9 protein-coding genes are annotated in these 12,165 nt (G+C 44.8%); 3 read left to right on the forward strand and 6 right to left on the reverse strand.

Features of this window, described 5'->3' with window-relative positions; translation table 11 throughout:
- Window positions 1-145: 145 nt before the first annotated feature.
- Window positions 146-1,315 (reverse strand): radical SAM family heme chaperone HemW, encoded by a 1,170-nt coding sequence (gene hemW, locus ABGU93_RS04820; protein WP_347412354.1) that lies wholly within the window; start codon window positions 1,313-1,315, stop codon window positions 146-148.
- A gap of 97 nt (window positions 1,316-1,412) precedes the next feature.
- Between hemW and ABGU93_RS04825 the strand changes: the two genes are divergently transcribed.
- From ABGU93_RS04825 to ABGU93_RS04835, 3 genes are all read left to right on the forward strand, one after another.
- Window positions 1,413-2,525 (forward strand): tyrosine-protein phosphatase, encoded by a 1,113-nt coding sequence (locus tag ABGU93_RS04825; RefSeq protein WP_347412355.1) that lies wholly within the window; start codon window positions 1,413-1,415, stop codon window positions 2,523-2,525.
- 118 nt (window positions 2,526-2,643) lie between these two features.
- Window positions 2,644-3,939: a glutamate-5-semialdehyde dehydrogenase gene (locus tag ABGU93_RS04830; RefSeq protein ID WP_347412356.1), complete on the forward strand. Its 1,296-nt coding sequence runs from the start codon at window positions 2,644-2,646 to the stop codon at window positions 3,937-3,939.
- Window positions 3,940-4,108: 169 nt separating this feature from the next.
- Window positions 4,109-4,618, forward strand: coding sequence for a hypothetical protein (locus ABGU93_RS04835; protein WP_347412357.1), 510 nt, complete (start codon window positions 4,109-4,111; stop codon window positions 4,616-4,618).
- 75 nt (window positions 4,619-4,693) lie between these two features.
- Here the strand turns inward: ABGU93_RS04835 and ABGU93_RS04840 are convergent, their stop codons facing one another.
- The 5 genes from ABGU93_RS04840 to ABGU93_RS04860 form a co-directional block, all read right to left on the reverse strand.
- The gene (locus ABGU93_RS04840; protein ID WP_347412358.1) at window positions 4,694-8,263 is read right to left on the reverse strand and encodes a hypothetical protein; all 3,570 of its coding nucleotides are present in this window, start codon (window positions 8,261-8,263) and stop codon (window positions 4,694-4,696) included.
- A 411-nt stretch (window positions 8,264-8,674) separates the two neighbouring features.
- Window positions 8,675-10,675, reverse strand: a complete 2,001-nt coding sequence (locus ABGU93_RS04845) for a hypothetical protein (protein WP_347412359.1) — start codon at window positions 10,673-10,675, stop codon at window positions 8,675-8,677.
- Between the two features lie 249 nt (window positions 10,676-10,924).
- Window positions 10,925-11,134, reverse strand: coding sequence for a PIN domain-containing protein (locus ABGU93_RS04850; RefSeq protein ID WP_347412360.1), 210 nt, complete (start codon window positions 11,132-11,134; stop codon window positions 10,925-10,927).
- Window positions 11,135-11,139: 5 nt separating this feature from the next.
- A complete protein-coding gene (locus tag ABGU93_RS04855; RefSeq protein ID WP_347412361.1) occupies window positions 11,140-11,415 on the reverse strand; it encodes an AbrB/MazE/SpoVT family DNA-binding domain-containing protein in 276 nt (91 codons plus the stop codon).
- 102 nt (window positions 11,416-11,517) lie between these two features.
- A complete protein-coding gene (locus tag ABGU93_RS04860; protein ID WP_347412362.1) occupies window positions 11,518-12,015 on the reverse strand; it encodes a hypothetical protein in 498 nt (165 codons plus the stop codon).
- Window positions 12,016-12,165: the final 150 nt, after the last annotated feature.

The following is a 12,165-nucleotide window of genomic DNA, read 5'->3' on the forward strand; positions in this document are numbered from 1 at the left end:
TCACCTCGTTATTAGCACTCACAATAATCGAGTGCTAACATCTGAATTAAATATAACACCCTGCCCCTACTTTGTCAACTAGTTTCTATAATAGCTTGTTCACCTTTTAAAGTTTTCTTAAGATATTTTTTTGACCTGATTTCATCTACACAAAAGCCATAAAAACGCGGTTTCCAAAGTCCTGTCCGCGATCTGTCAATTTTAAAACTGACCCATCCCATGCCAGTAAACCATCAGCGATCAGACTATTAATGACCTCCCCATAGCGGACAAAAAAGCTCTCACCAAAGCAGGCGCTATAATCATCGTCACGAATCCCGCCCAGTTTACGCAAGCCTAAAAACATCCACTCGCTCATCATTTCCCGGATTTCCATCACCGGTTCAAAAATACTCGCTGATTTTCCCGCCATTAACAACTCACAATACTGGTTTATTTCATTGACGTTGCCATAGCGTCGGCCCTTAAAATAGCTATGGGCACCCAGACCAAAGCCCAGATAGGGCACCATTTCCCAATATTTAACATTATGCCGGCTTTCGTACCCGGGCCGGCAGTAACTGGAAATCTCATAATGCTCATATCCCTGTTCTTTCAGAAAAGCATCCACCGCCCAGTGCATTTGCCGTTCCTCATCTTCATCCGGCAGCTCCAGCTGCCCCGCCTCGACCCAGTTGGCCATGGGCGTATCCGCTTCCAGAATCAGGCTGTAGCTGGACAGGTGGGTGGGTGAAAAAGCCATCAGCGCCCCCAAGGTCTCCATCACATCGGCAAGCTTTTGTCCCGGCAAACCAACCATCACATCAACACTGAAATTCTCAAAGCCGGTGTTTTTTAAGATTTTCATGGTTCTGATAAAATCTGCCTGGCTGTGAATCCGACCAAGTATTTTGAGCAGAAAATCCTGCCAGGCCTGAAGCCCCACACTGGCCCGGTTGATCCCAGCCTTTTTATAGCGGCTGGCCTTGTCCCCGGTCAACGTCCCCGGATTGATTTCGATGGTGATCTCGGCGTCATCCTTAATCACAAAGACTTCCTTTAATAAAGCCAGAGTCGTTTCGATATGCTTGGCATCAACCGACGACGGCGTCCCGCCACCGAAATAGATGGTGTCCACCGCCGGCAAAACTGAATTTTTATTTTCTTCGACAAAATTTCTGATTTCTTTGTGCAGTGCTTCAAAATAAAGCCGGATCGTGTCCTCGCTCAGGCAAGAAAAAGAAGAAAAATCACAATAGGCACATTTTTTCAGACAAAAGGGAATATGACAATAAATTCCCAGTCCTGTAGTGCCATTAACTTTTATCGTATTCATCATTACTCCTCGATTTTTAAAGACTTTTTTTCTTAAGTTTATGCTATAATCATAACATAATTAGAAACTAAACGCAGTCACAGAAAGGAAATCATCAATGAAAAAACTAACCACCCTTGCCATCGTCGCTGGCGCTGCTTCGATCGTCCCGGCCTTTTTTCTGGTCCGGAAGCTGATGCAGATGAAGCCACTGGCCAAAACCGCATGTAAACCTGAAGCTCCCGCTCAAAAAATGCCGTTCAAAGCGACCCGAACTGAAAATTCAGCGGCAGAAAATCAATCCGCCCCAGCATCCAGCCAACCCGAGACCCTGATTAAAAACATCTCGGCGGAGGTTCATCCGGTTGCCAAACCCGCTAGAGAAAAACTGAACTATCCGGGACTGATTGCGCCAAACGGTCGCATCTTATATAATTTCAAAGATGAAAACAATCTTATCTTCTGTGAAGAAACGCAGTTAGGCAAACGTCTGATCCAACTGGAAAACTCCATCAATATCCGCGACATCGGCGGCTACACCGGTATGGACGGCCGAAAAATAAAGTGGCGGAAAGTGATCCGCAGTGAAGAACTGGCCCATCTGTCTGATAAAGATGTCGACTATTTTGCCGCCTTGCGCCTCAAGCATGTCTTTGACTTTAGAAACAAATCAAAATCTGAACGACAGGCCGACCGGCTGCCCAAAACTGCCCAATATCATCTGCTGCCGATATTTTCCAGTGCCGATATGGGCCTGGACCATAAAGATTTTACCCAGCCCGGCGTAGTCGATGAATTCATGCGCCATATTTACAAGATCCAGACTGAGGATCGGGCCCAGTGCTTTGCCGAAGTCCTGAAATATTTAACCGAATCCTCTGAATACCCGATTCTTTACCACTGCACCAACGGAAAAGATCGGACCGGTTTTATGACCTATCTGATCTTAAGCATCCTGGGTGTCCCTGAAGACGTCATCCTGTCCGATTACACCCTGACCAACCTGACCTTTGACGAAAGTTATAACCTCCTGGGCAATATCATGTCCGAGGAACTGGGGATCGAAAATTATCACCTCTGGGAATTCTACGGCGTCAAACCCGACTGGTTAAAAATTTCCATGGATTATGTCAACACCAATTTCGGAACTGTCGAAACCTATTTAATGGAACAAACTGATTTGCGGGAAAAAGACTTTACAAAGATCAGAGAGAATCTGTTAGCGAAATAACTGCAGTGGTACGATCGGTTTATTTCAGAAATTCAGAGCTTGATGTGACACATGAAACGTCCCCGTGTCACGCGAGCGAAATAATTAGAAAATAGAATTTATTTAGGAGGACACGCCAATGCAAATGGAACAACGCGGAAAAATCGCCCGGAATGCCGGCATTCTTTTAGCTGCCACCGACGGCCAGAAACGCAACGCCGGCCTGCTGGCCATTGCCAATGCTCTGGAAACCAACAAAGACGCCATAGCCGCCGCCAATCAGGCGGACATGAAACGCTCCCAGGAAGAAAACCTGGGCGCTCCCCTGCTCAAACGTCTGACCTTCGACGCCGCTAAAATCAGCGACGTGATCCAGGGCATCCACAGCCTGATCGAACTCACCGATCCCCTGGGCGCTACCAAACTGTCAACCCAGCTGGACGAAGGTCTGGATCTCTACAAGGTCACCTGCCCGATCGGGGTCATCGGGGTTATTTTCGAATCCCGTCCTGATGCCTTTGTCCAGATTTCCACCCTCTGCCTCAAAAGCGGCAACGCCGTCCTGTTAAAAGGCGGCCGGGAAGCTCTGGAAACGAATCGCATCCTTGCTCAGATCATCAATGAGGCCACCGCTTCCGTCGGTCTGCCCCAGGATTGGATCCAGAATCTGGAAACCCGCGAAGACGTCACCGCGATGCTGTCCCTCGATCAGTATATTGACCTGATTATTCCCCGAGGCTCTAACAGTTTTGTCCAGTATATTATGAACAACTCCAACATCCCGGTAATGGGCCACGCCGATGGTATCTGCCATGTTTATGTCCATGAAGACGCCGATCTCAAGCAAGCCGTGGATATCATCGTCGATTCCAAAACTCAATACGTGGCTGCCTGCAATACTGTGGAAACCTTGCTGGTCAACGAAAAAATCGCTGCTACCCTGCTGCCATCATTAAAAGCAGCGCTGGATGCCAAAAACGTTCACCTTAAAGGGGATGCCACCACCCAGGCCATCATCCCAGTGGAAGCAGCCACCGAGATCGACTGGAAAACCGAATACCTGGATTACATCCTGTCCATCAAGATTGTCCCTGATCTCGATGCCGCCATTAACCATATCAATACCTACGGCTCCGGCCATACCGACGTGATCCTGACCACTACCGAACCCACCGCCCAAACCTTTATGACCCTGGTGGATTCGGCCGGTGTTTTCTGGAACTGCTCCACCCGCTTCAGCGACGGCTTCCGTTTCGGCTTCGGCGCCGAAGTCGGAATCAGCACCAGCAAGCTCCACGCCCGGGGTCCGGTCGGCCTGGACGGACTGCTCAGCTACAAGTTCAAACTGCTGGGCCACGGCCAATGCGTGGCTGACTACGCCAGCGGCAAGAGTCACTTTACCCATGTGACCCAGGACACCAGCTGCCCGATATAGGTTGCACGAAATAGGGAGTGACATGGGGACGTTACGACGTGTCAGCCCCCAAGGGATGACATCTCGAAATGTCCCCATGTCATTACCAGGCAATTCTGTCATTTAAACCGCTTCATCACATGTCATGTACGGTTTTTTACCGTCCAACTAAAATAAAGAGAGGTCCCCCATGAAATCAAAAAAAATCCTACTGGTTACCTTGATTCTTGTTTCTCTCACGGCTCTCAGTTTTAGCGGCTGTACCCCAGCAGCTGAAAAACCGGCTGACAAGCCAGCCGAATCCAAAACCGAACTCCCCAACCCGATGGTGGAGCAGGCATCAACTGCCGCCATCAAAGAAGCCATCGGCTTTACCTTTGAGACCCTGCCCGCCGGTATCACCGATGTGAAATACTTCACCATCTCCGATGACGTCGCCCAGGCTGATTTTACCCTTAACGGCGTCAGTTACACTGTCCGCAAAGGTGATGCCTTGATCGACAACATCGCCGGTGTTTATACCGATTTTCAGAGCGGCGAAACCAAAGCTAACGCATCCGGAGCTGCTGTCCTCTACCAAACCAACCCCGACGGCATGGGCCTGGCCACCTGGACCCAGGGCGCCTTTGTCTATTCGGTTTATTGTGAAACCGGGTTTGAACTGGCGGGGATGGAAGCTGTGGTGAATGGGGTATTGTAGTCTTAATATGCACAATCACAAAGACAGCCGCAAAGGTTTCGACCTTTGCGGCTGTCTTTCTTTTTATGTCTTTCTTTATGGGACCGGTACTAAAGCAGTTCTGGCTGTTTGTAACGCCGCTGTCATGGCCTGACAATCTTCCTGTCGGATGTTCTGAGGGTTATTCAGATCCAGTGTCGAGTTAAGATAAACAGTCTCGTAATTGCTCCAGCTTTGTTCGGTATAAGAATCCTTATTCAGGGTTACAAATTTACCAAACTCAGCCTTGAAGTTATCCAGATCTACCTTAATAGCTCGCTTATAAAGTGAACCTTGAGCCAGATCGATCATATTTGTGGCAACTGCGATGTTATGCTGTGTCATTTCGATGGTTGGAGCCGATTCGATATAATTTAAAATCTCATAGCTTTTACAGGCTTTGACATAATCATCATAAGATTTTTCAGTATAAATCGGAGCCACCAGAGCCACAGTTTGGGTTCCCCAAATGTCCGGATCATCCATCCATGGTACTGCAGCCTCAACTGCATCATCATAATCAGTATAATCCAAAACTAACACTGCCGTATTTGGCCGTAATTTTCGGATGGTTTTTTGGATCGCAGCAGTGGCTTCGTTAATAACTTCTGGACGGCTGTCTTTATTTATTACTGTCGGCTGCCAGGTAGAGTCTGAATACTTCCCGGCATAATTTTTCACCTGAGTTTCATAGTCTGACCATGTCTCAGCGGTTACTTTTGCTGCCAGAGACCCGGCATTTTTATCGTTTCGTAAATACATTTCAATGGCACTCTGGAAGGCTTTTAGCTCTGTTTCATTGGTTCGCACCAGCAACAACTGAGCATCTTCAATTGCCTTTGTGGCATTATTAACCAGATTCTGATCCGTATCCTTTGTATACCCCAGATATGCCTTAATGGCATTTTGATAAGCTGTCCAAGAGGTCGGAGTATAGGAGCTCTGGGCATCTGGTTTTGCCAGCATGGCATTATAAGCCGTCAGAATTGAAGCTGCATTTTCCGGCAGGGTCAGCACTGTTTGGGCATTTCTGATGAAAACAATCGCGTCATCAATCTGCTGTTGGGTATTTTCCGAGGTCATCAGGTATTTATTTAAGATCGCCTGATATGCCTTCCATGGTATGGTCTTGAATTTATTCTGATCGGTTTGTAAGGCTACCAAAGCATTGTATGCACTTGTATCACCCTTCTTTTTCAAATTTCGCTGGGCTGCTTCAACCAGTTCAATTGCCCGATCAATTTCGGCCTGGGAATTATCCGATGTGACAAAATACCCCTTGGTCGACAAAAGTTTTTCATATGCTGTCCAACTTTTAACCGTCCAATCTTCCTCTTTAACAAGGTTAAGCGTATCGAGGTATGCAGAAATGCCGCCCTTTTCCACCAGTTTAGCCTGGGCCCGTTCAATCTTCACAACCGCTGCATCGATCTGAGCCTGAGATTTATCCCGGTCCATTTCGTTAGCACTCAGGATCTTTTGATAGGCAATCCATGAAGCTGAAGTATAATCAGTTTCCCTCATCGGGATGCTTTTATCCGGTGCGCGATACAGGTTAAACTTCAGCAGCTCCTCATATGCTGTCAGGATGCCGGCTTTAGCCAGCTTAATCTGAGCGGTTTTGATTTTCGCCACCGCTGCATCAATCTGGGTCTGGGATTTATCCGCATCCATAGCATTCGCATCCAGCACCTTCTGATAGGTGGCCCAGGAAGCCGTTGTATACTGTTTTGAATCCATCAGAACGGTTTTATCCGGACCCAGATACAAATTATATTTTAAAACATCCCAATAAGCAGTTAGATCACCTCTGGGTACCAATTTTTGCTGGGCCGCTTCAATTTTCAACATAGCTGTATCCACAGCAGTCTGTCCGGCACCTTTGACCACATAATTGCTGTCCACAACCTTCTGATAGGTAGCCCAGGAAACTGACGTATAATCATCTTTATCGACGGCATTCAGGACATTCTCATAATCGGTCATATCAGCTGCTGGAACCAGTTTTTTCTGGGCCGCTTCGATTTTTTCGATGGCGGCATCAATGGCTGCTTGGCCATCTGCCGGGATAACCACATTGGCATCGACGACTTTTTGATAGACCGCCCATGATGCGGTTGTGTAATCAGTTCGAATTACTTTATTGATGGCCGCATAATAATAAATCATGTCTCCAGCGGGAACCAGGTTTAACTGGGCTGCCAGAATTTTTGTTACAGCTTCATCAATAACTTCCGGCTTACTGGTAGAGTTGACGACCACCGAACGAACCACCTTCTGATATTCATTCCAGGAAGCCGTTGTATAATCTTCCTTGTTTACCGCATTAAGCACTGCATTGTAATAAGTCAAATCGGCCTTTTTTACCAGCTTACGCTGAGCTGCTTCAATATTTTTGATGGCCTGTTCAATTGCGCTCTGGGTATTGGTTTCGTCCACGACATTGGCATCCACCACCTCCTGATAAACGGCCCAGGTCGATTCAATATAGTCTTCTTCTTTCACTGCATTTAAAAGGGCATTATAAGCCGTAAAGTCAAACTTTCGCACCATTTTTTTCTGAGCTTCATCAATTTTTTTGATGGTGGCATCGACCTCGGTCTGGGTATTGTTTTCGGTCATTATATTGGCCATCAAGGTATTCTGATATACAGCCCAGGATTGAGCTGTATAGTCTTCCTGTCTCACTGCTTCCAGAGTAGCCCGGTACTCAGTCAAATTTACTTTGTGCTGCAGTTTCTTCTGAGCTTCAAGAATATTATTTGTGGCTGTACTGATCTCCGCCTGGCTATTTTGCTTTGTCATCACATTTTCAGCGACGACATCCTGATAGACCATCCAGGTGTCAGGAGTATATTCAGCTTCTTTAACTGCCGCCAGTGCCGCATTATAGGCGGTCAGGTTTTTGGCAATGACCAATTTTTTTTGGGCTGCGATAATATTGGCTGTCGCTTCTTTTATCTCGTCTTTTGTATTGGTTTTGCTGACCTGATTGGCCTCAACCACTTTTTTGTAAACAGCCCAGGATTCACTGGTATATGATGATTCCTTTGCCGCACTCAGAGTAGATAAATAGGCTTCATACTCTTCGTTCACTTCCACTATTTTAATTCTGATCCCTTCCAGTCTCAGTCCTTCTCCAGAAGTTCCAGCTGTTTCACCGCTTTTGAACCAGTTTTCCTCGTTGTTTACATCCTTCAACCAGCCCTTATTTTGAACCTGAACATTGTATAAAAGGCGATAACCAGACATATTATTCAGAACCAGTCTGATTTGTTCCAAACGCAGACCTTCACCGCTTGTGCCGGCTTCATCCCCCATGGCAAAGGGTCCCAAATTCCCTTTGTTTTGAACGTGAACATAGGTTTGAATGTTTGCATCTGCAGGCAGCGAACCTGTTAACTCAACTACCAGAGCTTCCAGCCGCTTCCATTCACCAACTGTTCCAGAAAGACTTCCATCCCGTTTCCATGCGGTTTCCCAGCCATAGTCCTGAATATGTGTTTTGTATTGAACGCCCGGTTCAGTCACAATATTAGCCTGTGCACCTTCAGCTGATACCCCCGGCGAAAAGAACACTGATGCCAGTAAGACCGCCGATAAGATTGATGCAGTCGTTTTTTTCATTGACAAGATCTCCTTTATTTATGATATGTTCCAAATCGTTTAAATGAATCAACAATTTAATAGCATGATATTTTAGACAATTATATCATATTTCTTTAATGTGTTATCGTCAAAAAACAACAAATCTTTAACGATTCCACTAATTTTATTAACATTTTGCAAATAATACAATTGAACCCTTTACCAGCACCAACCGGTAAAGAGCTCAACTTTCACTCACGAGAGTTATCTTTTTATGCAGTTACAGTCAGTTTTTTTGTCACTTCACTTAGTGCTAAAATAAAACCTATTTATTCAAACTCATTCTGAATTTATTGATACCAATATAAAAAGTGCAATTGTTGTCCAGTCCGGTCAACAATTGCACAAAACGCCAAATAGATCAGCATAAATTTTTTTAGCGATTAACTTTTATGGATTAACTAAAATACTTACCTCGGCCGTCGTCGCCGCCGCGGATCCATCCTTCGGTGTGACAATAAATTTGACGGTTGCCGAACCAACCGAGGTAATCTCACCGGTTGTGGAATTAATCGCCGCTGAGCCGCTTCCTACCTGGCTGAAGCTTAATGTATAGTCTGTTTTATCCAGACCGGCCGCCGTGATCAACTCATTGGCGCGGGTTAAAATATTGTCACCAACAGTCTGAACGCCAAAGTTACTTGAATTAAGCTTAGCATTTGCTACCACATATGCGGCCGTATAAACCAGGTTTTTCTGAGCCGCAACAATGTTTGCCGTCGCCGTATCAACCGTTGCCTGAGCACTGTCCGCCGTGACACCATTCGCTGTGACAACCGCCTGATAGGCTGTCCACGAAGTCGGGGTATAATTAGCTTGACTAACCGCTGCCAGTGCCGCTGTATAGGCCGTTAAATCAGACCCCAGTTGCAGGATCCCGTTTTGCAGGGCAATCAGGGTATTGGTGTAGCCATCCACGACACTTTGCGAATATGCCTTAAGCGTCTCAGCCGGGATACTGGTAATCGCTTTTACCTGACTGTCATTGGTATAAGCCGTAAATGACGCCGTGGTATAGGGGCCATCCGAAATTTTAATATTCTTGGCCGCATTAAATTCCGTCAGGTCAGCGGTTTGAACTAATAGTGCCACAGAGCCACTGATATCGGCCGTTGCCGCATCAATCGTAAATTGTGCTGAGTCTTTACTGATCACATCATAAACCCAGACTCCATTGGTCAAATTCCCGTAAGTTTCGCATTTTGCGGTATATGCATTCCAGGTGGTTGAGGTATATGGTGCATTGGCAGCATCATTGCCATACTGCACGTATAATTCAATCGCTTTATTAAAGGCCGTCAAATCTGAGTAGAGCACCAGTTTTTTCTGGGCTTCCAGAATATTGGCTGTTGCCAGATCCACCTCAGCCTGAGTATTTGCCGCAGTTACCACATTGGCATCCACCACTGCCTTATAGGTTGACCAGCCAGATTTTACCTGATCTTCAGTCACTGCTGCTAAAGCAGCTTCATAGGCTGTCAAGTCAGTCAGTTTTATCAAGTTTTTCTGGGCTTTAATAATTGCAATTGTCGCCGCGTCAACCTTTGCCTGGGTGTCTTCGGCGGTTACAACATTCGCATCGACAATCGCCTGATATACGGTCCAGGTGGCCGGGGTATAATCCGCTTGTGTGACATCGCTTAATACTTCGTTATAGATACTTAAATCTGCCTTTTTGATCAAACTTTCCTGAGCCTTTTGGATGGCTGTGGTTGCTTCGGTAATGGCATTGGCAAGATCCTCTTTTGTCACCACATTAGCATCAACAACCTTTTGATAAGCAGCCCAGGTTACAATGGTGTAATCTGCTTCTTTAGCTTGCGCCAGCACCGCCTGATATTCATCATAGGCAATCTTAACCGGTGTTTCAGCAATCACAATTTCAATTGCTTCCAGCCGCAGGCCCTTTCCTTCCGAGCCTGATAAGGCGCCATCTTCAACCCAACCCTGTTGCCAGCCATTGTTTTGAATATGAGTTCGATAACGGACTGTATAATCCGAAGCACTGGCACCGGTCAGCTTAATCTCAATGGCTTCTAAGCGTAGGCCCTGTCCTTGCGATCCTGACATCTCACCGTCAGAAACCCAACCCTGGCTCCAGCCGTTATTTTCAATATGCGTTTGATATTGAATGCCCAGATCGTCCGGTACATTACCCATCAATTCAATTTCGATCCCTTCCAAACGCAAACCTTTTCCCTCAGATCCGGACAAACCACCGGCGCTTATCCATCCCTGAAGCCAACCTTCATTTTCGATATGGGTTCGATAGGTGACCCCGATATCATCCGTCGCTTCTTTTGTATCAAGGTCCTGTGCGAAAACATTTGACGATAATGCCGCAAATAAGACACATGTCGACACAAATAGACTTAAACCTAACTTCTTCATGCTTTGTTCCTCCATTTGACTTTTATTAATTACCCTAGCATCCTACTTGTCAATCTTTCAAATTCGCTATCTATGATAGACCCTTTGACATTCCTCTCATAACAAGCATAAACTCCATTCGTAAAGAAAATGTTTCTATTAATTATTTCTCTTTATTATATACTAACTTCAAATAAATAAAAACCTCTAATTGAAATGAACATTTCATAGAGGCTTAATGATCTTTACAAAATCGGTGGTACTATTTAATTATGATTCGTTTTTCTGACGAAGAACAGTTAGAAAATGATCCAGATCTGCGGATCGTCTTTTAAATTTCCTTTGCACAACGGCTTTTAATTCTTCAATCACAAAAGAAGACAATACCAAACGATGATCTTTGAGAATCGCTGCAACCAGTTCATTCATGATCTTACTTTTGAAAATGATGGCTGAGATTAAGATATTTGTATCCAGCATAATTCTCACTGCTTCTTAACATTCTTTTCCTCAAAGCGTTCTTTTCTTACTTCCTTCACGAGATTCACAACATCTTCCTCTGATTTTAAGTCCAAACGTTCAGCTTCTCCATCAAAGGCATTCTGAACCTGTTCTAGAGCAAGCATGGCTGAGTTGGCGATCACCATGTAGCCGTCTTTTTCGATGAAGACTACTTTATCCCCTTCCTTCAGGTTCAATTTTTTCCGTATATTTATGGGAATGGTCACTTGACCTTTTGACATGACTTTAGCGAGATCCATCGAACTTACCTCCTTATACCTTACTTTTCCTACTTTCAGTATAGCATCGTTACCTTCTTTTTTCAAGTTCTATTCAATCCATTCAGGTCTACTCAAGGCACCTTATTTAAGATTTCCATAATAATTTGCGCCTCTTACATAAGATCCATCTTTCGTAATAGTGGTTCTTCCTATTGTCAGGGAAAGAACTGTCTTAAATGCTGTCTCGATACGGTTTTCTTTGTCAATTGAACAGTATGCTTCAGACTCAGTTTTTAGATAATCCAACACTTTGCTCAATTCCTCAGTAGACAAATCTTGATGATGTTCTTTAATGACATCCAACATCAAATCGCGACAAGTATTCATGACTTCAATAAGCAAGTATTCGTCTTCATTTTTGTAACCCGCTCCACATTCAATCGCACGATCAAGATTTATGATGACAGAAACATACAATTTCAATTGGTCCAGCAAATTATCTGTACATTCTGCATGCGCCAATAATCTATCGCTTAGAATTTTTAAAAAGTCAACATCCGGAATCCTTTGATTCATTTCATAATCTACTTCAATTTCATAATCATCAATTGTCTCATTAACTGATAATGCTCGTTTCACTAATTGTTAATTGTCAAATTATAAGTGTCAAAACAGTCCTGATTTAATCAAATTATTCCGGCTAAACCTGGCTTTTCAACTATGGTATAATGATTAACTCAAACTTCGCACATTAAAAACACTTTAAAACGTTGATACAAAAGACTTTTC

Origin of the sequence: Acetobacterium sp. (assembly GCF_039830195.1) — a bacterium.
In the GTDB taxonomy this organism is placed as follows: Bacteria; Bacillota; Clostridia; order Eubacteriales; family Eubacteriaceae; genus Acetobacterium.

Bases quoted from the DNA above. Each gene is read 5' to 3' on its own strand.
- ABGU93_RS04850 (WP_347412360.1), bottom strand. From the start codon at position 11,134: ATGCTGGATACAAATATCTTAATCTCAGCCATCATTTTCAAAAGTAAG.
- ABGU93_RS04825 (WP_347412355.1), top strand. From the start codon at position 1,413: ATGAAAAAACTAACCACCCTTGCCATCGTCGCTGGCGCTGCTTCGATC.
- ABGU93_RS04830 (WP_347412356.1), top strand. From the start codon at position 2,644: ATGCAAATGGAACAACGCGGAAAAATCGCCCGGAATGCCGGCATTCTT.
- ABGU93_RS04845 (WP_347412359.1), bottom strand. From the start codon at position 10,675: ATGAAGAAGTTAGGTTTAAGTCTATTTGTGTCGACATGTGTCTTATTT.
- ABGU93_RS04840 (WP_347412358.1), bottom strand. From the start codon at position 8,263: ATGAAAAAAACGACTGCATCAATCTTATCGGCGGTCTTACTGGCATCA.
- ABGU93_RS04835 (WP_347412357.1), top strand. From the start codon at position 4,109: ATGAAATCAAAAAAAATCCTACTGGTTACCTTGATTCTTGTTTCTCTC.
- hemW (WP_347412354.1), bottom strand. From the start codon at position 1,315: ATGAATACGATAAAAGTTAATGGCACTACAGGACTGGGAATTTATTGT.
- ABGU93_RS04855 (WP_347412361.1), bottom strand. From the start codon at position 11,415: ATGGATCTCGCTAAAGTCATGTCAAAAGGTCAAGTGACCATTCCCATA.